This window comes from Streptomyces sp. NPDC055243, assembly GCF_044544025.1.
Classification (GTDB): Bacteria; Actinomycetota; Actinomycetes; order Streptomycetales; family Streptomycetaceae; genus Streptomyces.
In genome coordinates, this window is record NZ_JBITWR010000002.1 from 495896 (window position 1) to 519452 (window position 23557).

At 72.1% G+C, this 23557-nt stretch carries 18 protein-coding genes and 1 pseudogene; 9 read left to right on the forward strand and 10 right to left on the reverse strand.

Annotation, left to right across the window (positions count from 1 at the left end):
- Positions 1-8 precede the first annotated feature (8 nt).
- The 3 genes from ACIGXX_RS07100 to ACIGXX_RS07110 form a co-directional block, all read right to left on the reverse strand.
- Positions 9-1457, reverse strand: a complete 1449-nt coding sequence (locus ACIGXX_RS07100) for a flotillin family protein (protein WP_399973457.1) — start codon at positions 1455-1457, stop codon at positions 9-11.
- 110 nt (positions 1458-1567) lie between these two features.
- Complete coding sequence (locus tag ACIGXX_RS07105) at positions 1568-2065, reverse strand: hypothetical protein (RefSeq protein WP_399973460.1); 498 nt, start codon at positions 2063-2065, stop codon at positions 1568-1570.
- Between the two features lie 174 nt (positions 2066-2239).
- Positions 2240-4171: an NAD-binding protein gene (locus ACIGXX_RS07110; protein ID WP_366461853.1), complete on the reverse strand. Its 1932-nt coding sequence runs from the start codon at positions 4169-4171 to the stop codon at positions 2240-2242.
- 590 nt (positions 4172-4761) lie between these two features.
- Between ACIGXX_RS07110 and ACIGXX_RS07115 the strand changes: the two genes are divergently transcribed.
- The 3 genes and pseudogenes from ACIGXX_RS07115 (at position 4762) to ACIGXX_RS07125 (ending at position 9620) form a co-directional block, all read left to right on the forward strand.
- Positions 4762-6318: an NCS1 family nucleobase:cation symporter-1 gene (locus ACIGXX_RS07115; RefSeq protein ID WP_399973463.1), complete on the forward strand. Its 1557-nt coding sequence runs from the start codon at positions 4762-4764 to the stop codon at positions 6316-6318.
- A gap of 103 nt (positions 6319-6421) precedes the next feature.
- A pseudogene (locus ACIGXX_RS07120) lies at positions 6422-6748 on the forward strand (ArsR/SmtB family transcription factor); the annotation flags it as partial.
- Between the two features lie 109 nt (positions 6749-6857).
- Positions 6858-9620 (forward strand): cation-translocating P-type ATPase, encoded by a 2763-nt coding sequence (locus tag ACIGXX_RS07125; RefSeq protein WP_399973466.1) that lies wholly within the window; start codon positions 6858-6860, stop codon positions 9618-9620.
- A 53-nt stretch (positions 9621-9673) separates the two neighbouring features.
- On the opposite strand, the gene ACIGXX_RS07130 is transcribed toward ACIGXX_RS07125, so the two are convergent.
- A complete protein-coding gene (locus tag ACIGXX_RS07130; protein WP_399973470.1) occupies positions 9674-11158 on the reverse strand; it encodes an LCP family protein in 1485 nt (494 codons plus the stop codon).
- 152 nt (positions 11159-11310) lie between these two features.
- Here ACIGXX_RS07130 and tatA point away from each other — a divergent pair, with 152 nt between their 5' ends.
- Positions 11311-11484: a Sec-independent protein translocase subunit TatA gene (gene tatA, locus ACIGXX_RS07135; protein WP_351159019.1), complete on the forward strand. Its 174-nt coding sequence runs from the start codon at positions 11311-11313 to the stop codon at positions 11482-11484.
- Between the two features lie 193 nt (positions 11485-11677).
- Here tatA and ACIGXX_RS07140 read toward each other — a convergent pair whose 3' ends face one another.
- A complete protein-coding gene (locus tag ACIGXX_RS07140; RefSeq protein WP_351159022.1) occupies positions 11678-12634 on the reverse strand; it encodes a class I SAM-dependent methyltransferase in 957 nt (318 codons plus the stop codon).
- Positions 12631-13668 (reverse strand): carboxymuconolactone decarboxylase family protein, encoded by a 1038-nt coding sequence (locus tag ACIGXX_RS07145; RefSeq protein WP_351159025.1) that lies wholly within the window; start codon positions 13666-13668, stop codon positions 12631-12633. Before ACIGXX_RS07145 ends, ACIGXX_RS07140 begins: the two co-directional genes overlap by 4 nt.
- Positions 13669-13989: 321 nt before the next feature.
- Here ACIGXX_RS07145 and ACIGXX_RS07150 point away from each other — a divergent pair, with 321 nt between their 5' ends.
- The 3 genes from ACIGXX_RS07150 to ACIGXX_RS07160 all read left to right on the forward strand — a co-directional run bounded on the left by ACIGXX_RS07150 (position 13990) and on the right by ACIGXX_RS07160 (position 16752).
- Positions 13990-15252, forward strand: a complete 1263-nt coding sequence (locus ACIGXX_RS07150; RefSeq protein WP_399974345.1) for a sensor histidine kinase — start codon at positions 13990-13992, stop codon at positions 15250-15252.
- Positions 15249-15917 (forward strand): response regulator transcription factor, encoded by a 669-nt coding sequence (locus tag ACIGXX_RS07155; protein ID WP_366461842.1) that lies wholly within the window; start codon positions 15249-15251, stop codon positions 15915-15917. Before ACIGXX_RS07150 ends, ACIGXX_RS07155 begins: the two co-directional genes overlap by 4 nt.
- A gap of 85 nt (positions 15918-16002) precedes the next feature.
- Entirely contained in the window at positions 16003-16752 is a 750-nt protein-coding gene (locus ACIGXX_RS07160) for a DUF4232 domain-containing protein (RefSeq protein WP_383817588.1), read from the forward strand.
- Here ACIGXX_RS07160 and ACIGXX_RS07165 read toward each other — a convergent pair.
- Positions 16718-17773, reverse strand: coding sequence for a biotin/lipoate A/B protein ligase family protein (locus ACIGXX_RS07165; RefSeq protein WP_366461840.1), 1056 nt, complete (start codon positions 17771-17773; stop codon positions 16718-16720). The genes ACIGXX_RS07160 and ACIGXX_RS07165 overlap by 35 nt on opposite strands.
- Positions 17774-17920: 147 nt before the next feature.
- Between ACIGXX_RS07165 and ACIGXX_RS07170 the strand changes: the two genes are divergently transcribed.
- On the forward strand, positions 17921-19384 hold the full coding sequence (locus ACIGXX_RS07170) for a basic amino acid/polyamine antiporter (protein WP_351159034.1): 1464 nt from the start codon (positions 17921-17923) through the stop codon (positions 19382-19384).
- 56 nt (positions 19385-19440) lie between these two features.
- Complete coding sequence (locus ACIGXX_RS07175; RefSeq protein ID WP_399973478.1) at positions 19441-20748, forward strand: arginine deiminase; 1308 nt, start codon at positions 19441-19443, stop codon at positions 20746-20748.
- Between the two features lie 31 nt (positions 20749-20779).
- Here the strand turns inward: ACIGXX_RS07175 and ACIGXX_RS07180 are convergent, their stop codons facing one another.
- The 3 genes from ACIGXX_RS07180 to ACIGXX_RS07190 all read right to left on the reverse strand — a co-directional run bounded on the left by ACIGXX_RS07180 (position 20780) and on the right by ACIGXX_RS07190 (position 23504).
- Entirely contained in the window at positions 20780-21433 is a 654-nt protein-coding gene (locus tag ACIGXX_RS07180; protein ID WP_351159038.1) for a hypothetical protein, read from the reverse strand.
- 73 nt (positions 21434-21506) lie between these two features.
- Entirely contained in the window at positions 21507-22601 is a 1095-nt protein-coding gene (locus tag ACIGXX_RS07185; RefSeq protein WP_399973482.1) for a chemotaxis protein, read from the reverse strand.
- A gap of 138 nt (positions 22602-22739) precedes the next feature.
- Positions 22740-23504, reverse strand: a complete 765-nt coding sequence (locus ACIGXX_RS07190) for a lysostaphin resistance A-like protein (RefSeq protein ID WP_399973485.1) — start codon at positions 23502-23504, stop codon at positions 22740-22742.
- Positions 23505-23557: the final 53 nt, after the last annotated feature.

Below are 23557 nucleotides of genomic sequence, written 5' to 3' on the forward strand. Positions count from 1 at the left end.
CGGGCGGGTCAGTCCGTGACGTCGATCTTGCCGTTGAGCTGGGTGGCAGCGGCGGTCGAAGCCGCGGTGGCGGCGGCGGCCGCGAGGGGCTTGCCGCCGGTGATGCCCTTGAGGAGCTCGGCCACGTCGACTCCCGTGGTGGAGCTGAGGAGTTCCATGCCCTGGGCGACGTTGTCGGCCACCGTGCGCGAGAGCCGGCTCGCCCCGTCCGTCGAGATCACCGTCATCTTGTCGATCGCGCCGAGCGGTTCCGCCGCCTTGGCCACCACGCTGGGCAGCACCTCGACGAGCATCTGCAGCACCGCCGCGTCGCCGTACTGCGCGAACGCGTCGGCCTTCTTGCGCATCGCCTCCGCCTCGGCGGCCCCCTTGGCGCCGATCGCGGCGGCGTCGGCCTCGCCCTCCAGGCGTACGGCGTCGGCGAGCGCGGCGCGCTGGGCCTTCTCGCCCTCACCGGTCAGGCGGGCCCGGTCGGCGTCCGCCTCGGCCTGCTTGACCAGGGAGACGCGGCGCGCCTCGGCCTCCTGCTCGGCCTGGTAGCGGGCGGCGTCGGCGGGCTTGCGGATCTTGGTGTCCAGCTCGCGGTCGGTCAGGGCGGCCTGCCGCTGGGCGACCTTCTCCTGCTCGGTGAGGACCTCCTGCCGACGGGCGGCCTCGGCGAGCGGTCCCGCCGCGCCGGCGCGGGCGGACGCCTCGTCGGTCTCGGCCTTGATCTCGGCCTGCTTGAGGGCGAACGTCCGCTGGGCGATCGCGATCTCCTCCTCGGCCTTCAGCCGGGCCTGCTCGGCGGCGCGGCGCGCCACGGCCTCGGCGATGTCCGCCTCCTGCTTGGCGCGGGCGGCCTCGGGACGGCCGAGGTCCTCCAGGTAGGAGCCCTCGGTGCTGATGTCCTGGATCTGGAAGGCGTCGAGCACCAGGCCCTGCCCGGACAGGCTCGCCTCGGCCTCCTCGGCGACCTGCCCGGCGAACGCGGCGCGGTCGCGGATGATGTCCTCCACCGACATCCGGCCCACGATGGAGCGCAGCGCGCCGGAGAGGACTTCCTGGGTGAAGCCGACGATGCCGCCCTGCTGGGCGAGGAACCGCTGGGCCGCGGCGCGTATCGAGTCCTCGGTGCCGCCGACCTTGACGATCGCGACGCCCTCCAGGTTGGCCTTCACCCCGCGCAGGGTGACCGCGCCGCGCACCGCGATCGGGATGTGCCGCGAGGAGAGGTCGAGCGTGAACTTCTGCTGGACGAACGGCACGACGAACACGCCGCCGCCCACCACGACCTTCTGGCCGCTGTTGTCGGTGAAGATGCGGCCGGTGTCGGGATCGGTGGACTTCTTGCCGCGCCGCCCGGTCACGATGAAGGCCTCGCTGGGCCCGGCGACCTTGTAGCGGGTCACGACGACGAGTGCGAGCAGTACGAGGAGTACGACGACGCCGATGACGGCGGTCAGGACTGGGCTCATGGTGAATTCCCCCCTGCCTCCCGGGGGCGGCAGATCGGTGATGTGGTGCGTGTACGTGGATGAGCTACGTGGGGCGGCGCGGGCGTGACGTGACGTGAGTGGTGCGGTGGTCAGCGCTGCACGGGGCGGACCGCGACCGAGGTCGGTGACAGGGCCGACTCGACCCAGATCTCGGTGCCGCGGGTGACGGCCACGGTGCTCCTGGCGGCGAACTTCACCGGCTGACCGGCCAGTTGGAGCAGCACCTCTCCATAGCCGTCGGCCGGGATTGCGGTGACCACGGCCCCCGCGGTGCCCACGAGATCCTCGCCCCGGGGTGTGGTCGCGGTCTGATCCCGCATCAGGGCACGGCTGAACTTCCAGGTCAGCCAGCCCGCTGCCACGCCGACGGCCGCTCCGGCAGCGGTGGCGCCGACGGCGCCGAGCCCGGTCGTACCGAGCACGATCGCACCGCCGAAGCCGAGCATGGACACGAATCCGGCGACGACGGGCAGGGACAGCAGCCCGTCGAGGAGCCCGTCGAAGAGCCCTTCAAGAACCCCGTCGAAGACGAGGGAGAGGATCAGCAGCACGATTCCCGCGATGCCAAGACCCAGAAAGAGAGTCACCGGAGCACCTCCCCACTTGCCACTTGCCACTTGCCGGATGTCTCGGTGAGGTGGGGATCGTCGCATGCGGGACAGATGGTGCACATTGCCGTGATCCGGCAATCATTACGGTTCTTTTATGCCGGTCTGCCTTTGTGCCGGTCTCCCTCTGTGCCTGTCTGTCTCTGTGCTGGTCTAGCCGTCGGCCGTGCCCGTCCTGGCCTGTGCGCGCCGACCGAGCAGTTCCGCCAGGCCCTGGCGGGTCGCGGCGAGCACGACGCGGTCCTGGGAGCGCAGTACGTAGCCCGGGTGCAGGTCCCAGACGAGACCGGCCGGATGCTCGGTGCCGTCGTCGGACCGGGCGGCGGTCAGGTCCGGGAGCCGCTCGTCCGGTGCGGTGGCGTCCAGGGCGATGACCCGCCAGACCCCGGGCCGGAACGACTCGGCGATGGTCCGACCCTCCAGCTGGCGGTGTCCCGCGACGTCGAGGGCGGCGAACAGCAGCACCCGCCGCTCGACGGGGATCGCGCCCAGGATCTGCCGCCCCATCATGGCCCCGGCGAACGCGGGCGCGGCGAGGGTGGAGACGCTGCGGCTGCGCGTGAGGGCCTGCGGGTGGGCGGCGCGCAGGGTGCGGTAGACGGCGGTGGCGAACGTGTCGTCGTACAGCCGAAGAGCCACGCGGACGTTGGGTTTGACCGAGCGGGCGTACAGGGCGGCTTCGAGGTTGGTGGTGTCGACACTGGTGAGGGCGAGCAGGGCGTGTGCGCGGTGGATCTTTGCGGCTTCCAGGACGCCTTCGTCCGTGACGTCGCCGATGACCGTGGGTACGCGCAGGCGGCGGGCGAGCGGGATGCCGCGCGCCTCGGGGTCCTCCTCCACGCACACGACGGGGATGCCGAGTTCGCGCAGGCGGGCCAGGACGCGGGTCCCGATCTTGCCGAGTCCGAGCAGGACCACGTGACCGGAGAGACCGCGTGGCGGGCGGCGCAGGGAGGACGCGGTGCGGAACGTGCCCAGCGCCTCCAGGACGGCGGCGAGGAGCACCGGCAGGAGGAGCAACCCCGCCAGTCCCGAAAGGAGTTGCAGGATCTGGCGGGCGGTGGATTCGCCGAGCGCGGGGTCGTCGATGGCGAACAGGTCGAGCAGGGTCAGATAGGCGGCGTGCAGCGGATGGTCGTCGCCGGTCAGCCAGTTCGCCACCGCCAGGCCGAGGACACAGGCCATGAGCCCGGCCACCGACCAGCGCAGGCGCGGCGAGAAGAGCGATCCGAGCGGAAGGCCGCGCCCGGTCAGGCGGCCGGGTGGCCGGTCGGGCCCGGCGTGCGAGACGGCCTTGAGGACCACGGTGCCCCTGCCGGTGGCGGAGGTGACGGTGCGGTCGTCGGGCAGCAGCAGGGGCCCGTCCTGGCCGCCGTCGTCCGAACCCTCCGCGCCCGCGGGGTCGTTGGTGGTCGACGAGAGCAGGGCGAGCGTGCACAGGCCGGGGTCGGCGACCTCTCCGCGGCGCGGCGGGTCGCGCTCCACGGCGCGCAGGAGGAGACCGTCGGCCTGGACGACCTTGCTGGTACCGGCGACGGCGGTGGCCGCGAGGGCGGGAGCCGCGGTGTCGGCGTCGGACAGGACGGTGGTGGAGGCGTTCACCTCGGCCGGGTCCAGGCCGGGCGACGCGACCGCGGCGGCCTGGTCGAGCAGCTCCTCCAGGTGCTGGCCCAGCTTGCGGTTGTAGAGCCGGATCACTATCCGCAGGCGGGGGTTGAGGCGCCGGGCGACGAGCGCGGCGTGGATGTTGGTCTCGTCGTCGTCGTACACCAGGGCCAGCGCGGCGGCGTCGTGGACGCCCGCCTCGACGAGGACGGCCTCGTCGGGCTCCGGTGCTTCCAGGACCCGGGGGACCTCGGGCCGCGTCGCTGCGTCCCCGCTGCCGCCGGGGGTTCCGGCCGCGCGTGCCATGACGGCCTGCATCCGGACCAGGAGGGCGGTGGCCCGCGCACGCCCGGCCGGTCCCGACCGCGGACCGTCCACCGGCAGCGCGGAAGGGACGACGACGGTCACCCGCTCGCGGTAGACCGAGCGCAGCTCGGCGGCGAGGCGTTCGGCGAGCGCGTCGTCACCGCAGACGATCATGTGGCCGCTGTGGGGCGGCTGTTGTGCCTGGCGGGGGAGCGGCCGACGGGGGTCCGCCTGCCGGGGGTCGGCCTGCCGGGGGTCGGCCTGCCGAGGGAGCGCGGGCCCGGTGTCCGGATGGCGGCGGACGGGCTGCGGGTTCCCCTGGCTCACGACTCGTCCTCTCCGGAGCGGCTGATCATGCGGGTCAGGGTAGTTGGGGTACGTGGCACGGGTACGCCGGTACGCCAGTACGCCGGGAGGCCGCTGTCGCGGTCAGTGCGACCGGGAGCGGACGGGAACAGGGTTGTCGGCGCCGTCAGTCGGGGAAACTCGCCAAGAGGCTGGATCTGAAGCCTCTCCCGCACCTGTAGGCAACAGCGCCACCGCCAGTACCTGAGCCGACTTGACCCGAGTCTTCGCGTCGACCCGAGTCCCACGTCGACCGGAGTCCCGCGTCGACCGGAGTCCCGCGTCGACCGGAGTCCCGCGTCGACCCGATCCCCGCGTCGACCCGATCCCCGCGTCGAAACCCGAGTAAGGAGCCTGGGCATGGATTTCGGACGTGTGCCGCCGATCGGACGTGTGCCGCAGACCGATCCGCTCGCCTCGTGACCGGCACCGTCCCCACGGGGCCGACCGCCGCGGACCCCGGCGCGACATCCCAGACCGTGGCCGACGACGGCCGCGTCGAACTGCGCCCCGGCGCCTTCCCGGAGCACAGCCGCTTCGCCAACGACGACCTCAGGCCCATCCCCCTCGCCGAACGCCACTGGAGCACCTACAACTTCGCCGCCCTGTGGATCGGCATGGCCCACAACATCCCTTCCTGGACGCTCGCTTCGGGTCTGGTCGCGCTCGGCATGGACTGGCGCCAGGCCGTCTTCACGATCGCGGCGGCCAACGTGATCGTGCTCCTGCCGATGCTTCTGACGGGACACGCGGGCCCGAAGTACGGCATCCCGTTCCCCGTCCTGGCCCGCGCCTCCTTCGGCCTGCGCGGGGCGAACCTGCCCGCGCTGATCCGGGCGGCCGTGGCCTGCGGCTGGTTCGGCATCCAGACCTGGATCGGCGGCCAGGGGATCTACGTCCTGCTCAACCAGGTCTTCGACGGAGCGTGGAGCGACGAGTCCCGGATCGGCGGCCACCCATGGCCGCTGTGGCTCTGCTTCGTCCTCTTCTGGGTCCTCCAACTGGCCATCATCTACCGGGGGATGGAGGCGCTGCGGCGCTTCGAGAACTGGGCGGCGCCCTTCGTGCTCGTCGGCGCCGTCGTGCTGCTCGTGTGGATCGCCGACAAGGCGGGCGGCTTCGGCCCGCTGCTCGACCAGCCGTCCACGCTGGGCTGGGGAGCCGACTTCTGGCCGGTGTTCTTCCCCGCGCTGATGGGCATGATCGGCTTCTGGTCGACGCTGTCCCTGAACATCCCCGACTTCACCCGGTTCGGTAAGGGGCAGCGGGCGCAGGTGTGGGGGCAGACGCTCGGCCTGCCGACCACCATGACCGCCTTCGCGCTCCTGTCGGTCCTGGTGACCTCCGGCTCGCAGGCGGTGTACGGGGAGCCGATCTGGGAGCCCGTCGACCTGGCCGCCAAGGCCGACAACGTCTTCGGGCTCCTCTACGCCCTGGTGACGGTCCTGGTCGCCACGGTCTCCGTGAACATCGCGGCGAACGTGGTCTCACCCGCGTACGACCTCGCGAACCTCGCCCCGAAGTTCATCAACTTCCGTACGGGCGCGCTGATCACCGGTGTCGTGGGCGTGGTCATCTTCCCGTGGAAGCTGATCGAGACGCCCGAGCTCTACATCTTCGTCTGGCTGGGCGTCGTGGGCGGACTGCTCGGCACGGTCGCCGGAATCCTGATTGCCGACTACTGGGTGGTGCGTCGGACGGTCCTGGACCTCGCCGACCTGTACCGCCCGGAAGGGCGCTACTGGTACACCGGCGGGTGGAACCTGCGCGCCGTCGCGGCCTTCGCGGTCGGGGGCGTGCTCGCCGTGGGCGGGTCGCACTCGGCGCCGGGGAAGGGACCGTTCCCCGAGGACGGGCTGATCCCCGTACTGAAGCCGCTCGCCGACTACGGCTGGGCGATCGGGCTCGCGTCGGCGCTGGTCGTCTACGTCGGGCTGATGGCGGTGGGCAGGGGCGGGCGCAAAAGGCAGGGGTAGGGGCAGGCGCGCGGGCTCCGGGGGAGGCCGATCGGCGGCCTAGACTGGACCCTCGCGTACGAGAGTCCGTACGCGTGAGTCCGGGCGCGGAGGGAGGACGACCGTGGCGACGAACGGCACCGGCTTCGACGATCCATCGGCCGAGGTCCTCGCCGACGCGGCGGCGGCCTTCGGGCTGCTCGCCTCCTCCGCGCGGCTGCACATCGTATGGGCGCTCGCGCAGGGCGAGAGCGACGTGACCGGGCTCGCGGAGCGGGTCGGCGGAGCGCTGCCCGCGGTCAGCCAGCATCTGACGAAACTGAAGCTGGCCGGGCTCGTGCGCTCCCGGCGCGAGGGCCGGCGCCAGGTCTACTTCGTCGACGACGCGGACGTGGTGACCGTGGTGCGGCTGATGGTCGGACAGCTGACTGACCGCGCCGACCGCTCGCACACTTCTGACCCTGCCGAGCGCTCACACACTTCTGCCCGCGCCGAACGCTCCGACATCGCCGACCGTGCCGACCGCTCCCACATCGCCGACCGTGCCGACCGCTCCAACCGTGACGGCAGTGCCGACCGTGCCGCGCGGTCACCGGCACGCCGGCTCCGCGGCCTTGGTGCCTGAGGCCGCAGCCGGTGGGCTCACCTCGCTGGAGGTGCTGCGCCGTGTGGAGAGCGGCCCGCGCGGCCTGACGGACGCGGAGGCCGAGCGGCGCGTCGCCCGGTTCGGCGAGAACACCCTTCCCGACCGGAGGGCGGTGTCGTGGCCGCGCCTCTTCGGCCGCAGCCTGCGGGATCCCTTCACGGCGGTGCTGCTCTGCCTCGGCCTGGTGTCGGCCACCGTCGCCTCCTGGGGCACCGCCTGCGTGATCCTGTGCCTGGTCGTCGTCAGTGGAGTGCTGAGGACGTCCGGTGAGTACCGCGCCGACCGGTCCATGGCCGCGCTCCGGGCCCTGGTGGCCACCACCGCGAGCGTGCTGCGCCGCGCGGAGCGTGACGACGGCCCCCGGGAGCGGGAGATCCCGGTCGAGGAACTGGTGCCGGGGGACGTGGTGCGGCTCGGCCCCGGCGATCTCGTCCCCGCCGACGTGCGGTTGCTGCGCGCGAGCGGGCTGAGCGTGCGCCAGGCGGCGCTGACGGGGGAGTCGGCGCCGGTGCCCAAGGCCGCGGCCGACGTGCCGGACACGCGGCGTCCCGAGGGGGTCTTCGAGCAGCCTCACCTCTGCTTCCAGGGCAGCAGCGTCGCCTCGGGCAGCGGCACCGCGGTGGTCGTCGCGACCGGGGCGCGGACCCGGTTCGCCGCCGCGCACGGCATGGCGGGGCGGCGCGGGCCGAGCGCCTTCGACCGCTCCGTGCACGGCATCTCCTGGGTCCTCATCCGGTTCATGCTGCTGACCCCGCCGCTCGTGCTGATGGCCAACGCCGCCCTGCGCGGGCGCGGCCTGGAGACCCTGCCGTTCGCGGTCGCCGTGGCGGTCGGTCTGACGCCGGAGATGCTGCCGGTCATCGTCACCACCTGCCTGGCGCGCGGGGCCTCGCTCCTGGCCCGTACGCACGGGGTGATCGTCAGACGGCTGCCCGCGCTGCACGACCTCGGCGCCGTCGACGTCCTGTGCCTGGACAAGACCGGCACGCTCACCGAGGACCGGCCGGTCCTCGACCGCACCCTGGGTGCCGACGGGCGGGCGGCGCCCGAAGCGCTGCACTGGGCGGCGGTCAACTCCTGGTGGACACTCCAGCTCGCCGAGCTGCCCGCCCCCGACCCGCTCGACGACGCGGTCCTCGATGCGGTCCTCGACGCGGTGCCCGACGCCGGGCGCGAGGACGAAGCGATGCGGTACGAAGCGATGCGGTACGGAGGGGCGCGGTCCGAGGGGCCGGGTTACCGAGGGGTGGGGTACGAGGCGCTGGAATACGAAGGGCTGGGATACGAAGGGCCGGGTTACGAAGGGCTGGGATACGAAGGGGTGGCGGCGCTGCCCTTCGACCCCGTACGCCGCCTCGCCACCGCGGTCGTACGCGGTCCCGTAGGCCTAGGCACCCACACGCTCGTGGTGAAGGGCGCCGTCGAGGCCGTGCTGGAACGCTGCGTGCTGGAGGACGGTGAACGGGAGAGGCTGCTGGACCTCGCCGCCCGTGAAGCGGACGGCGGCCTGCGTCTCCTCGCGGTCGCCACCGCCGAGCGGCCCGCCCGCACCCGCGCCTACACCCCGGCCGACGAACGCGGCCTGACCTTCCGCGGCTTCCTCACCCTGCGGGATGCCCTTGCCCCGACCGCCGCCACCGCCCTGCGGGACCTCGCGGAGAGCGGCATCACGGTCAAGATCCTCACCGGCGACCACTCGGGGACGGCGGCGCGGGCCTGCCGCGAGCTGGGGATCGGCGAGGCAGAGGGCGGCGGAGTTCTCACAGCCGACCGCGTCGACACCCTCACCGACGCCGAACTCGCCCAGACCGCCCGGCACACCACCGTCTTCGCCCGCTGTACCCCCGAGCACAAGGCCCGCATCACCGAGGCGCTGCGGGCGGGCGGGCACACCACCGGGTTCCTCGGCGACGGGGTCAACGACCTGCCCGCGCTGCGGGCCGCCGACGTCGGGATCGCGCCGCGGGCCGCCGTGGACGTCGTACGCGAGAGCGCCGACGTGGTGCTCGCCGACAAGGACCTCACCGCGATCGGCCACGCCGTCCGCGCGGGACGCCACAGCAGCGGCAACATCGCCACGTATCTGCGCGTCACCCTCTCCTCGAACCTCGGCAACGTCATCGCGATGCTCTCCGCGGGACTCCTGCTGCCGTTCCTGCCGATGCTCCCGGCGCAGGTCCTGGTGCAGAACCTGTGCTTCGACGCCGCGCAGCTCGCCTTCGCCTACGAGCGGCCTCATCCGGCGGTCCTTCGCCGCCCCACCGAGCTGCGGCCCCGCGCCTTCCTGCGCTTCATCACCGGCTTCGGCGCGCTCAACGCCCTCGCCGACCTCGCCACCTTCCTCGTCCTGGCGCTCGCCCTGCACGGGCCCGGCGCCGTGGACGACCAGGCGGTGTTCCACTCCGGTTGGTTCACCGAGAACCTGCTGACCCAGGCCCTGGTGATGCTGCTCCTGCGGACCGGCCGCCGCCGGGCCGAGGGCAGGACGCCGGGCCCGGTCGGCTGGTCGGTGGCCGCGCTCGCCGCCGTCGGCCTGCTCCTTCCGCTCTCCCCACTGGGCCCGCTCCTGGGCATGACGCCCCTGCCGGGCCTGTACTACCTGCTGCTCGCCGTGGTGCTCGGCCTCTACGCGGCGGCGCTCGGGGTGCTCCGGCGCCGGTGGGTCCCGCAGCCGTAGCCAGCTGTGGCCAGCCGCAGTGGCCAGCCGTGGTCAGCCGCAGTGAGCTGTGGTCATCCGTAGGAGAGGTCCGAGCAGGGGTTGTCGTCGGCGGAGCGGGCGTCGTCGGCGACCTTGGTGGGGACGGGCTCCGGCTCGCCCGACGGGGTGGCCGTGGGGGCGTCCGCGTACGACCGGCCCAGGGTGACGGTCACGCCCGGGGCGGTCGCGGACTTCACTTCCGCCCCCGGGAAGAGCCGGGCGACGGACTTCGCCCTGCCCTGCTCGCCGGGTCCGTACGCGATCACCGTGGTGGCGTGGTCCTGGGTGCCGGCGGTCGCGGTGCCGGTAACCGTGAAGTCGTGCTCGGTGAGGGTCTTCGCCGCGCGGGCGGCGAGACCGGTGACGTTAGTGCCGTTGTAGACGGCCACGGCGACGCCGTCCCCGGAGACAGGCGCGGCGGACTCTGCGCCGCCGGGCTTGTCTCGCTTGACGTTCTTGCCGCTGGCGTCCGCGCCGTCCAGCGTGCGGTCGTCCTTGAGCGAGGCCCACAGCGCGTCGGCATCCGGCTGGACCACCGCGACCCGCGAACCCTCGTACCGCCAGGGGATGGTGACGAACTTGGTGTTGCCCAGGTCGATGTCCTTCAGCGACATCGCGAACGAGATCAGCTTGTCGGCTGAGCCGAGCCCGGGGTCGACGGTCATGGACTGCGTGGCGGCGTCCGCGAGCGGCAGCAGCTTGGTGGGCGTCAGGCCGTCGCTCTTGACCTTCTTCAACAGGCTTGCCACGAAAGCCTGTTGGCGCTTGATGCGGCCTATGTCGGAGCCGTCGCCGATGCCGTGCCGGATGCGTACGTAGTCCAGGGCCTTCTGGCCCGACACCTCCTGTTCTCCCTTGGCGAAGAGACGCGCGCCACGGGTGGCGCGGTGGGGGTTGAGGTCACGCTGGTAGACGTCCTGCGGCAGGCACACCTCCACTCCGCCCACCACGTCCGTCAGCTCGGCGAACCCCTTGAAGTCGACGACGACGGTGTGGTCCACGCGCAGACCGGTGAGGTGCTCGACGGTGTTCTGGGTGCAGGCGGGGTTCCCCTTGGCGGTCTCGCCCACCGAGTACGCGGCGTTGAACATGGTGTTCGGCCGGGTCTTCGTCCAGCTGCCGTCCGGCAGCTTGCAGGGCGGGAGGTCCACGAGGGTGTCGCGGGGGATGGAGACGGCGACGGCATGCCGGTGGTCGGCGTACACGTGCAGCAGGAAGGCGGTGTCGGAGCGGCCGATGTCGTTCTTGTCGCCGCCGCCGAGCGCGCTGTTCCCCGCTGTGCGTGCGTCCGAGCCGATGACCAGGACGTTCTCACCCTTGGATGTGTCGGCGTCGGGCCGGTCACCGGAGACACCGTCCGCCGCGAAGGTGTCGATGTTGCCGCTCAGCCGGACGTACACCCACCCGGCGCCGGCCGCCACGAGCACCAGCAGGGACAGGACGATGCCCAGTGTGAGCCGCACACGGCCGCGCTTGCGCCGACGGCTGCGTACAGCTGCACGGTGGCTGGTTGTCATGGGTGCGCCCTATCCGTCCGAGTCGTTCCGCCTCACAGAGAGGGACCTCCCGGCCCGCCCCATGGTTGTACAGTTGCGCAATGTAGCAATCTTTCTTGAGGCTACCGACGCTGAATGACGGCTGAGACATCTGTGGAGAAGGGCGGGCGACGATGCTCCGTAACGGACTGGAACCCTGGCATCTGCTCATCGTGGCGATCGTGGTCATCGTGCTGTTTGGCTCGAAGAAGCTGCCGGACACGGCCCGCGCGGTGGGCAAGTCCCTGCGGATTCTCAAGAGCGAGACCCGGGCGATGCAGGACGACGGCGAGCGGGGGAAGGCGTAGGCCCTTGCGCGGGAAAGGGCTTGAGGCTGGTGCGAGGTGCGAGGTGCGAGGTGCGAGGTGCGAGGTGCGAGGTGCGAGGCGCGAGGCGCGAGGCGCGAGGCGTGGCTGGGGCCTGGTGCCGGATGCGGCTCGGGCCTGGCGTCCCTGAAGCCTCAGGTCCTAAGCATGTGGCGCACGTGTCGCATGTGAAGCCTCAGGCCTGGCGCGCCGCCGTCACGAGCCACACCCCCGCCCGCATCCGCACGCCGTACTCGGTCGCGTGGGGCCGGAACGCCGCCTCCAGGGAGGCCCGCGTCGCGGCGGTGACCGTCCGGCCCGGAGTGCGCGACAGGATGAAGTCGACCGCATCGGCTGGGGTTTGGCCCCACACGGCCTCGATGGGTATGGGCGTCACCCTCACGTCCTCGTAGGCGGTGAGCACCTCGTGGATGCGGGCCGGGTCCGAGAGCGAGGACATGGCGGTGCGGGCGGCGACGGCGTCGGCCGCGGCCTCGGGCGACACGTACTCCGGGCTCTCCGCGGGACCGTCCTCCTCCGCGAGGAGCTTGGCGAACCGGCTCAGCGTCCGGGACTCCTCGGTCTCCTGGTCGACGGGCTGCGGACAGACGAACACCAGGCGCCCGCCGGGACGCAGCGCGCGGGCGATGTTCGTGAACGCGGCGGCGTGGTCGGCGAAGAACATGACCCCGCCACGGCTGATCGCGACGTCGTACCCAGCTCGGGGGAAGGGGTGGATCTGGGCGTCGGCCCGCTCGTACGCCGCGTTCGTGATGCCTTCGGACGCCGTGCTCGCACGGGCCCGGTCGAGGAGCGGTGCCGAAATGTCGACGCCCACCGCATGGCCGTGCCCAGCGCGGCGGGCCGCGATGCGCGTGGTGACGCCGGCGCCGCAGCCGATGTCCAGGACACGGTCGCCCGCGCCGATCGCCGCGGCGTCGAACAGGGCGTCGTTCACGCCGGACAGCATCGCGTCGTAACGGTCGTGGTGCGTGGCCCAGTGGGTGCCCACCGGCCCGTTCCAGGCCTTCGCCTGGCGGGAGTTGGGGGTCGGCGTCGTCAGTGTCGCCGACGCAGTCGATGTCGCCGAAGCAGCCGACTCGGCTGACGCAGCCGACGCGTTCGATGCGGCCGATGTGTTCGATCCGGTCATGACGTCTCCTTGGCGTAGTGAGCCGAGTGGTGCGCCGCGAGGGAGCTCTCGATGCGGTCGACCGCCGTGAACGCGCCGTACGCGATCAGGTGCACGAGGCAGTGGTCGCTGAACGGCGGCTTCTTCCAGGCCGCCACGTCCTCGTCGGTGATGCGGTACGGCGCGAGTGCGGCGAGCAGCGCGAGCCGTGCCCCCGGGCGCGACGCGCGGTCGGGCAGGGCGCCCCAGGACAGCGGCGGATGCGCGCCGTCCCACTCCGCCACCACCGCCTGTACGAGGGCCTGGTCGGCCTCGTCGAGCAGGCCCGCGCCCGTCGTCGCCGCGGTGCGGAGCGCCGCGTACGCGGAGCCGATGGGTGTGCCCGCGGCCCAGGCCGGGCCTGGCTGCGGGTCGTCGAGCAGGGGCAGCGAGTCACCGGGCGTGACGGTGCGGCGGACCGACTTCTGCAGGGTGCGGCCGCCGATCGAGCGCACCGCCCGGAAGCGCTGCGCGTTGCACGGCAGCATGGCCTCGCCGATCAGTGACGACGCGACGCGGTTGATGAAGTGGAAGGTGAGCGCGGTGCCGATGTGGGCCGGGGCGTGGGCGCGCGGGAACGGCGGCGAGACGAGCTCCGGCGCCTGCGGCGTCCGCGTGGCCTGGCCCCAGGCGAGCAGTCGCGCCTGCGCCGGGTCCTCGGGCTGCTCGCCGCGCAGCACCCGCTCGGCGACGCGGTGCTCGCCGGTGGCGTGCAGCATCACCGTGTGCGCGCTCACGCAGAACGGGCAGCGGTTGGCGAGCGAGACGCCCACGGCGACCAGCTCCCGGTCGGTGCGGGTGGTGCCGCCGCTGCCGAAGGCGTCGCCGCCGCCGACCAGCAGGGACTCGCGGAGCAACGCCCAGGTGGCGGTGAACAGTTCGGGTGCGGGGGACAGGGCGACTAGGGGCGCGGGCTCGGAGATGCCGAAGTCCTCGGCCATCTGCGCGTAAGCCTCGGCGGTCCTGCCCGTCGCGGATTTCGGAAGTACGGAATCGGTGTATCGAAAGGTTGCCATGGCTCGATGGTCGGGGCGCCGGGTGTCTCGGGTCGTCGTCCGGCGGAAGGCAGTTGCGGGTACGCCGCCGGGGCCGGACGGGTCGGCGACTACTGCGTGGGGAGTAGTGCGGGAACGGTCTGCTGAGGTGACGCGGTTGTCAGTGACGGCCTCTATCGTTCTGAACACGGCGGGGGATGCGCCGAAACGGGGGATGCGAGGGACGCGGGGGCGGAGATGGCGGCGGACCGGACGGGGAGAGCGGCGGGGCAGGTGAACGTGCGCGATCGAGTGCGGGACCAGGTGCGGAATCAAGCGCGGCAGGCGTGGGTCGGCGACGCGATGCTCGCGGTCGTGGTGGGCGTGATCGTCGCACTCGCGGCGGGTCTGCGGGACGGCGGTGCGGGGTTCCTCGACTACGCATTGATCGGCGCCGGTTCGCTCGCACTCTCCGCCCATCGAGCGGCGCCGCGCGCCGTGCTCGCGGTCACCACGGCGTGCCTGCTCGGCGAGGTGGTGTACGCGGGCGCGAGCAGTGTCGCGGCGATTCCGGTGGTGGCGGCCGTTCATACGGCTGCGCGCGCAGGCCACCGGGGCGTGGCCGCCGGTGCCGCCGCGGTGTTCCTCGCGGGCTTCGCGGTGGCGGGGGAGGTCGGGGGAGCTGCGGGGGGCGTGGCGGCGGGAGAGGGATCGGACGACATCGTGCAGCGCACGCTGCTGCTGGCCGGCTGGTTCCTGTGCGCTCTCGTCACGGGCCTCGCCGACAAGAACTGGCAGGCGTATCTGCGCCAGACCGAGCAGCGGGCCCTGGAGGCCGAGCGGACCCGCGAGGAGGCGGCGCTGCGCAGGGCGGGCGAGGAGCGGCTGCGGATCGCGCGCGAACTGCACGACTCGCTGACGCACAGCATCTCGATCGTCAAGCTCCAGGCGGGAGTGGCCGTCCACCTCGCCCGGAAGCGGGGCGAGGAGATACCGCCCGCGCTGCTCGCCATCCAGGAGGCGAGCGGCGAGGCGATGCGTGAACTGCGGTCCACGCTCACGGTGTTGCGCACGGACGAGCCGACGGGGAGCCCGGCGCTGCTGGTCGAGCGCGCGCGGGCGGCGGGGCTCGCGGTGGAGCTTGCGGTGTGCGGCCGGGAGCGTGCCCTGGCCGGTGACCTGGAGCGGACCGCGTACAGGATCGTGCAGGAAGGCCTCACCAACGTGGCACGCCATGCGGGAGGCTCGGCCAAGGTAACGGTCGGACTCGACTACGGGGAGCGGGTGTTGGGGGTGCGGGTGGAGGACGACGGGGTAGCCGATGCGGGGCGGCCGCCGGTGGAGGGGACAGGGCTCACGGGCATGCGCGAGCGGGTCGCTTCCCTGGGTGGGACGCTGCTGGCGGGGCCGCGGGTCGAGGGGGGATTCCTGGTCCGGGCGGAACTTCCGCTGGAGGGCGGGGCGTTGCTGTCCGGGACAGCCGAGGGGACAGCCGATGAGGCATCCCTGGGGGTACCCATGGGCGCGGCGCTCTCCGGGGGAGCCGGAAAGGCCGCCGGGCGGGGCGGGTCGCCGGCGGAGGTCAGGGTGGCCGCTGATGTCGGGCGCCCCGGGGAGGGGACGTGATCCGGGTGGTGCTCATCGACGATCAGGCGTTGATGCGGGCCGGGTTCCGTGCGCTGCTCGAGGCCGAGGACGGTATCGAGGTGGTGGGGGAGGCCGCCGACGGGGAGCGCGGGGTCGCGCTGGTGCGGGAGTGCGTGCCGGACGTGGCGCTCATAGACGTACAGATGCCGGTGATGACCGGGATCGAGGCGACACGGCGGATCGCGGCAGATCCCCGCCTCCGCGACGTACGCGTCGTGATCCTCACCAACTACGGCCTTGATGAGTACGTGTTCGACGCCCTGAGGGCCGGTGCGAGCGGGTTTCTGCTCAAGGACACGGAGCCCGCCGACCTGTTGCACGGCATCGAGATCGTCGCGCGCGGGGACTCCCTGCTCTCGCCCTCCGTGACGAGCAGGCTGATCGGCGAGTTCGTCTCGCGGCCGCCGGACCGGGCCACCGCGCCGGGCCTGGAGAACCTCACGCGCCGGGAGCGGGAGGTCACCGCGCTGGCCGCACGGGGGCTGACGAACGAGGAGATCGCCACGCACATGGTGATCAGTCCGTTCACGGCGAAGACGCATGTGAGCCGGGCGATGACGAAGCTGGGCGCGCGCGACCGGGCCCAACTGGTCGTCTTCGCCTATGAGTCGGGGCTCGTAGCGGCCCGTAGCGTGACTCCGTAGACGCGGCCATGGTCGGGGAGGCGCGGCTGTGGGAGGCGGCAGATCGGCAGATAGGGGGAAACTGTGGCCATGGCATGATCTCCGCGTGACCGTCATACCGTTCAGACACGTCGCCGTCCTCTCCGCCGTGGTCGTGCTCGCCTCCGGATGCGGGCTCTCGGAGGAGGTGGAGCGGGAGAGGGATCCCGGGCGTACGGCGTCTGCCGAGGGTGGTCGGTCCGGTGCGGGCGATACGGGTGATGCGGGGGACGGTTGGCCGGACGGTGTGTCCGCCGAGCCCGGTCCTGACTCGCCGACGGGGATTCCCGTCGAGACGGCGCCGCCGGGGGTGTCCGACGCGCCCTCGTCCTCCTGCCCCGCGTCCGGTGTCCGTATCGAGGCGGGCATGGTCAACCCCGCCATGGGCCTGCGCGCGATGTCCGTGACCCTGACCAACTGCGGCAAGGACACCTACCGCCTGAACGGCTATCCGAAGCTGCGGGTCCTGGACGAGCACCGCGAACCCCTCGACGTACAGATCCTCGAAGGGCCCGCGCCCGTCACGCAGATGGACGACCCCGGGCCGCACCCCGTCTCGCTCAAGAAGGACGAGAGGGCCTACACCGTCCTCGTCTGGCGCAACACCGTCACCGACACGACCACGACCGCCGTCAGCGGCACCTATCTGAAGGTCACCCCGGCCCCGGGCACCCGGCCCGGGACCGTGATCCCGGAGGGCCGGATCGACCTCGGCAACACTGGTCGCATCGGCACCACCGCCTGGCAGCGCGAGCCCGGGGGCGACACGAAACCGTCCGGGGCTACGGCACCCGCGCCGTCCACTCCGGTGAGCTGAACTTGGTGCGGGCCAGTTCCCGCGCCCTGGCCATCTCCTCGTCCGTGGCCTTGCCCGCCGTCAGGCCGTACCGCGTGCGGAAGGAGTCGAGCATCCGCTCGATCACGGCCTCGCGCGGCAGTCCGGTCTGGCGGCGCAGCGGATCCACGCGCTTCTTCGCGCTCTTCGTGCCCTTGTCCGAGAGCTTCTCGCGGCCGATGCGGAGCACCTCGACCATCTTCTCCGCGTCGATGTCGTACGACATCGTCACGTGGTGCAGCACGGCGCCGTGCCCGCCGGCGACCCGCTTCTGGGCGGCGCCGGCGACCTTCCCGGCGTCGGTGGCGATGTCGTTGAGCGGTTGGTACCACGCCTTGATGCCCATGTCGCCGAGGGCGTCGAGCACCCAGTCGTCCAGGTAGGCGTAGCTGTCGGCGAAGGACAGGCCCTGCACGAGGGAGTCGGGGACGGAGAGTGAGTACGTGATGGCGTTGCCCGGCTCGCAGAACATGGCGCCGCCGCCACTGATCCGGCGCACCACCTGGATGCCGTGCCGCTCGGCGCCCTCCCGGTCCACTTCGTTGCGCAGCGACTGGAAGCTGCCGATGACGACCGCCGGGGACTCCCACTCCCACACGCGCAGCGTCGGCGGGCGGCGCCCGGCGGCGACCTCCTCGGTGAGCACCTCGTCCAGGGCCATGAGCAGGGCGGGGGACTGCGGGGCCTCGTGGATCAGCTGCCAGTCGTAGTCGGTCCAGTCGGTGGCGTGCGCGAGGGCGCGGCGCACCGCGACGCCCACCCCCTCCGACGTCAGCCCGTACATGACCGTGCCCTCCGGGAGCGCGGCGTCGACGCGGGCGGCGAGGCCCGCCGTGTCGGTGTCGGCCGGGGCGCCCTCCAACGAATGGCTCAGGGCGTCGAACGCCTCGTCGGGTTCGAGGAAGAAGTCTCCCGCCACCCGCACGTGCCGCAGCACCCCGTCCTCGACCTCCAGATCCACGACGACGAGCTTGCCGCCGGGGACCTTGTACTCACCGTGCACTGTGCTTCCTCCGGGCCTGGCTGAATCGCGAACACCGTCAGCCTGCGATTTCATATCAGGACAACTCGACCCACTAGGGATAGATTCCCGCACAGGGTGGTCAGTCGTCCCTAGGCGCCGGCCCCGACGGGAGCTGACGAGGAGCCCATGAGCCACGCTGAGACGAGTGACCAGGCCACAGCCGGGGCGTCACCGGCCGTCAAGCTGACCCTCACGACGCTGACGATGATGGTCGTCGGCTCGATGGTCGGCGCGGGCGTGTTCTCGCTGCCCCGCCGGTTCGCCCAGGAGACCGGTGTCGCGGGCGCGTTGATCGCCTGGGCCATCGCCGGCACGGGCATGCTGATGCTCGCGTTCGTCTTCCAGACCCTCGCCGTGCGCAGACCGGATCTGGACGCCGGTGTCTACGCCTACGCGAAGGCCGGGTTCGGCGAGTACCTCGGCTTCTTCTCCGCCTTCGGGTACTGGGCCAGCGCGTGCGTCGGCAACGTCACCTACTGGGTGCTCATCATGTCGACCGTCGGCGCCATCTGGCCCGGCCTCGGTGACGGCGACACCCTGCTGGCCGTCGTCCTCTCCTCGTTCGGCCTATGGGCGTTCTTCCTGCTCATCCGCCGCGGGGTCAAGGAAGCGGCGGCGATCAACAGGATCGTCACCGTCGCCAAGATCGTGCCCATCCTCGTCTTCGTGATCCTGGCGCTCTTCCTCTTCAAGCCGTCCGTCTTCGCGGAGAACTTCGGCGGCGCCGACTACGCGGGATCGCTCTTCAACCAGGTGCGCGGCACCATGCTGGCCACCGTCTTCGTCTTCCTGGGTGTCGAGGGCGCGAGCGTCTACTCCCGGCACGCCAAGCGCCGCGAGGACGTCGGCCGGGCCACGGTCCTGGGCTTCCTCAGCGTCTTCGCCGTCTTCGCCTCCGTCACCATCGTGTCGTACGGCATCATGCCGATGGCCGAGATCGCCGAGCTGCGCCAGCCCTCCATGGCCGGGGTCCTGGAGGAGGCCGTCGGCACCTGGGGCAAGGTCTTCGTCAGCGTCGGACTCATCATCTCCGTGCTCGGCGCCTACCTCGCCTGGACCCTGATGGCCGCGGAAGTGCTCTTCGTCGCAGCCAAGGACGACGACATGCCCCGCTTCCTGCGGAAGGCCACCGCCGAGGACGTGCCGGTCCCCGCGCTCCTGATGACCACCGCGCTGAGCCAGGTCGTCCTGGTCGTCACGATGTTCTCCGACGACGCGTTCAACTTCGCGCTCGACCTGACCAGTGCGCTGAGCCTCATCCCGTTCCTGCTCGCGGCCGCCTTCGCCGTCAAGATCGCCACCGGGGCGGGCCGCGAGGACGTGGCGGTCGAGGGGCAGAGCACCCGCAAGGAACTGGTGATCGCGGTGATCGCCACGCTGTACATGGCGTTCCTGCTGTACGCCGCCGGGCTCAAGTTCGTCCTGGTCTCCTTCATCATCTACGCCCCCGCGACCTTCCTGTTCATCAAGGCCCGGCGGGAACAGCGCCGGCGCCTGTTCTCGCCCCGCGAGGCCGTCATCTGCGCCGTCTCGATCGCGGGCGCCGTCGTGGGTGTGATCGCGCTCGCGGTCGGCTGGATCGAGCTCTGACCCGGCGCCCCCGGGACCGGCCTCCGCCCCTGTTGCCACCGACCGAAAGGCGCATCGTGACCAGCAACGACACCCCCGCCGCACCGACCTTCGGTGTCCACTCCGAGGTCGGCAGGCTGCGCAAGGTACTGGTCTGCGCGCCGGGGCTCGCCCACCGCAGGCTGACCCCCACCAACGCCGACGACCTGCTCTTCGACGACGTCATGTGGGTGGAGAACGCCCAGCGCGACCACGCGGACTTCGTCATCAAGCTCCAGCAGCGCGGCGTCGAGGTCGTCGAGCTGCACGACCTGCTCGCCCAGACCATGGCGGTCCCCGGGGCCAAGGACTGGCTCCTCGACCGGAAGATCACCGCGAACGAGGTCGGCCTCGGCCTCATCGACGGCACCCGTGCCTTCCTGGAGACGCTGGAGCCCCGGCAGCTCGCCGAGTACCTCATCGGGGGCCTGGCCACCGCGGACCTGCCGGACGAGTTCCGCTCCGGATACGTCGCCCTCGTGCGCGAATCCACCGGCGTACGCGAGTACTTGATGCCGCCGCTGCCGAACACCCTCTACACCCGCGACACGACGTGCTGGCTGTACGGAGGCGTCACGCTCAACCCGCTGTACTGGCCGGCCCGGCACGACGAGACGCTTCTGATGAAGGCCGTCTACCAGTTCCACCCCGACTTCAAGGGCGCCACGGTGTGGTGGGGCGACCCCGAACTCGACTGGGGACAGGCGACGTTCGAGGGCGGCGACATCATGCCCGTCGGCAACGGCGTCGTCCTGATGGGCATGAGCGAGCGCACCTCGCGCCAGGCCATCACCCAGGTCGCGTCCGCGCTGTTCGAGAACGGCGCGGCCGAGCAGGTCATCGTCGCCGGCATGCCCAAGCTGCGGGCCGCGATGCATCTGGACACCGTCTTCACCTTCGCCGACCGCGACATCGTCACGCTCTACCCGAAGATCATGGACGCCGTGCACTCCTTCACGCTGCGTCCCGGCGGCAGAACGGCCGGCGCCAAGGCGGCGGGCGGCAAGGCGGCGGGCGGCAAGGCGGCCGGCGTGGAGATCACGGACGAGGGCTCACGCGCGTTCGTCGACGTGGTCGCCAAGTCGCTCGGCCTGCCCGAGCTGCGCGTGATCGAGACGGGCGGGGACGTCTACGCCTCCGAGCGCCAGCAGTGGGACAGCGGCAACAACGCCGTCGCCCTGGAGCCGGGCGTGGTCTTTACATACGACCGCAACACCCAGACCAACACGCTGCTGCGCAAGGCGGGTGTCGAGGTCATCACCATCGTCGGCGCCGAACTCGGCCGGGGCCGCGGCGGCGGGCACTGCATGACGTGCCCGCTCGTCCGCGACGCCGTGGACTTCTGAAGCTCCTGAAGCTCCCTGGCGGTACGGGGGATCAGTACCGCTGGGCCTTGACCAGCTTCGCGGAGAGCTTCGGCTCCGGGGGCTCGTGGCTGATGGCGTACCGCTGGGCCCGCTTGCCCGGTTCGAGGTTCTCCGTGCCGACGTAGCGGGTCTCCACGGTCTTGCCCGAGGAGTCCACGAAGTCGACCTGCACGGCGAAGTCCGCCGTCTTGTCGGTCCTGTTGGTGAAGGTCACCACGGAGGCGAGCACACCGCCGGTCTCGGAGCGCGGCTTGCCCGTCATGGAGACGTCGGACATCGCGTTGCCCTTCCCGTCGACGTCCTGCAGAGCCTTCTCGGCGGCCTGGTTGGCGCGCTCCGTGTCGGCGGACACGGACGCCTCGAACTCGTCCGCGCGCTCCGACGCGGACGCCTCCGCCTTCGACGCCGACGCACGGGCGGACTCGGCGGCCTCCGAGGCCTGCGACTTCAGCGGGGACGCGGTCTTCTCCGAGAACGACGCCGAGTCGGGGGCGCTCGGCCGTTCACTGACCGTCCTGCTCTCCTCGGCCGACGGGGCGTCGCTGTCGGTGCTGCACGAGACGAGGGCGGCGGCCGTCAGGGTGGCGGCGAGCGTGAGGGCGGCGGACACCGCGGGCCTGCGGCGTGCGGGGCGCCGCTTCCCGCGGGGCGGCATGGGGTTCATTCGGTGCGGTCCTTTCCCTGCTGCTGGAGCTTGTCCGTGATGGGGGAGTCGTGGGGGAGTGGTGGGGGTGACGTCAGTACCGCAGGGCGCAGGCGATCCGGCCCCGGTCGGTGAGCGTGCCTTCGGGTACGAAGCGGACCTGCGCGCCGGTGTCCAGGGCCCGCTCGACGATGTCGTCGACGACGTCGTCCACCGCGTCGAGATCGTCGGACGCGGCCGGCACCAGATGTCCGCCGACGGCGCGCACGGTCGCCTGGTACGTGTCCTCCACGGCGACGAGGCGGGCCCGGTCCGTCGTCACGTTCTGCCAGACCTCGTCCAGACCGGCGGCGTACTGGTGGCGGCCCTGCGCCGCGTCCAACTCATGGAGTACGGAGTCGAGTTCGGTCTTCTCCTGGGTGGCGAGGAAGGGGCGTACCGCCTGCCACACCGCGTCCGCGGGTCCGTGCGCGAGGCCGCCGTGCGGCACCCGGGTGGCCTTCTTGGTGACCGTGCCGACGTCGTCGACGAGGGAGAGCGCCGCGGCCTCCCCGGCCACGAACAGGGGGCGCGGATGGGCGTGCAGCACGGCGGCCGCCGCGTGGTCCGCCTCGCGCAGGAACTTGCGGGTCTGCTCGTCGCGGAAGGTGCTCGGCAGGTCGCCGATCCGCTCCTGGCGCTCGGCGTCCGGGTCGTCGAGGCTGCGGGTCAGCGGGAACGAGTCCGCCTTGTGCTCGGTGACCCGCTCCGGGGTGCCGCTCCACAGCGTGACGCGGTCGGCCGACACCGCGAGGACCCAGTACGGGCGCTCGGCGGCCTGGGCCGCGACGACGTTGCGCGTCAGGAAGGTGTCCGAGAGCACCACGCGCGGCGGCACCGTCCTGGCGAGCGACCACACCTGGTGCTCCCCGGGGGCGGCGAAGACGGCGAGCCCGTCCTCGGCGTGCACGAGGTCGATCTCCGCCACCGCCCGGTCCAGCTGCGCGGCCACGTCGATCCGGTGCTCCCTGGCCACGGCGGGATCGGACTTCAGGCGCTCCTTGGCCTCGGCGACGAGGTTGCGCAGCCGCACGGGATCTTGGGCGTTGTCCGGTTCCCTGCGGTGGGTCGGCAGCAGGACCGTGACGGCGGGGTAGGTGCGCGGGCGGCGCAGCTCGGCCAGGGCGGCCGGGTTGAGGGAGGGGTGCATGGAGTGACCCTTTCGGGGCGGGGCGGCGGATGAGGGGCCTCCGGAGAGGGCATTACGCCATGAAATGCACCCTATGCCGGTTCCCTGGACGGGGCATTTCACCCGGGGCCGCTCCCCCCCCCGGCGGCGCGGCTCGGCTCACCTCAGCAGGAAGCCGAAGACGTACCCGAGGGCGTTCGTGGCCCAGTGCAGCCCCATGGGGGCGAGCAGGCTCCCGCTGCGGCGGCGCAGCTCGCAGAAGAGGCAGCCCGCCAGGGCGGTGAACAGGACCGCACCGGCGTCGACGACGACCACACCGAGGGCCGAATCCCCGAAGGCGCCGCCGAGCACGGGCTTGGCGTCGGCGAGGCCGAGCGACGGCAGGATGTGCCAGAGGCCGAAGAGCCCCGACGAGACCAGGGTCGCGGCGAGGGGCCCGCGGGAGCGCAGGAGCAGACCGAAGAGAACGCCCCGGAAGGCCACTTCCTCCAGCAGGACCGTGCCGAACGGAACCGTCACCAGGACCCGCAGGGCGACCTCACCCGCGCTCAGACCGCTCTGCCGCTGGTCCTCGAACAGGCCGCGGGTGACCGGCAGCGCGGCCGCGACCGCATACCCCGCGGCGACGACGCCGATCAGCGCCAGCCCCCACCACAGGCCGCGCGGGAGGGTGGCGCGCGCGAGCCCCAGGTCGGCCCACCGCCCGCCGGACCAGTACACGATCGCGAGCAGTACCGCCGTGGCCAGCAGGGAGAGGGGCAGGCTCCAGTTCTGGGCCCACCGGTTGTTCGCGAGGTTGCTGAGCACGAGGACGACGACGGTGGCGGTGACGGCGGTGGCCGTCGTGACCGGACGCCGCAAGAGCCGCGGAAGCCGCAGGAACCGAAGCCGCGGCTGCCGCGAGGAAGGCCGTCGGGCGTGCACGGGTCCATCGTGCGGGCGTCCTGCGCACGAGGCGACCGGAGGCGATCGGAGGC

Coding starts and splice junctions, on each gene's coding strand:
- tatA (WP_351159019.1), top strand. CDS start 11,311: ATGCTCCGTAACGGACTGGAACCCTGGCATCTGCTCATCGTGGCGATC.
- ACIGXX_RS07130 (WP_399973470.1), bottom strand. CDS start 11,158: ATGACAACCAGCCACCGTGCAGCTGTACGCAGCCGTCGGCGCAAGCGC.
- ACIGXX_RS07170 (WP_351159034.1), top strand. CDS start 17,921: ATGAGCCACGCTGAGACGAGTGACCAGGCCACAGCCGGGGCGTCACCG.
- ACIGXX_RS07110 (WP_366461853.1), bottom strand. CDS start 4,171: ATGATCGTCTGCGGTGACGACGCGCTCGCCGAACGCCTCGCCGCCGAG.
- ACIGXX_RS07145 (WP_351159025.1), bottom strand. CDS start 13,668: ATGGCAACCTTTCGATACACCGATTCCGTACTTCCGAAATCCGCGACG.
- ACIGXX_RS07185 (WP_399973482.1), bottom strand. CDS start 22,601: ATGCACCCCTCCCTCAACCCGGCCGCCCTGGCCGAGCTGCGCCGCCCG.
- ACIGXX_RS07150 (WP_399974345.1), top strand. CDS start 13,990: ATGCTCGCGGTCGTGGTGGGCGTGATCGTCGCACTCGCGGCGGGTCTG.
- ACIGXX_RS07180 (WP_351159038.1), bottom strand. CDS start 21,433: ATGAACCCCATGCCGCCCCGCGGGAAGCGGCGCCCCGCACGCCGCAGG.
- ACIGXX_RS07100 (WP_399973457.1), bottom strand. CDS start 1,457: ATGAGCCCAGTCCTGACCGCCGTCATCGGCGTCGTCGTACTCCTCGTA.
- ACIGXX_RS07140 (WP_351159022.1), bottom strand. CDS start 12,634: ATGACCGGATCGAACACATCGGCCGCATCGAACGCGTCGGCTGCGTCA.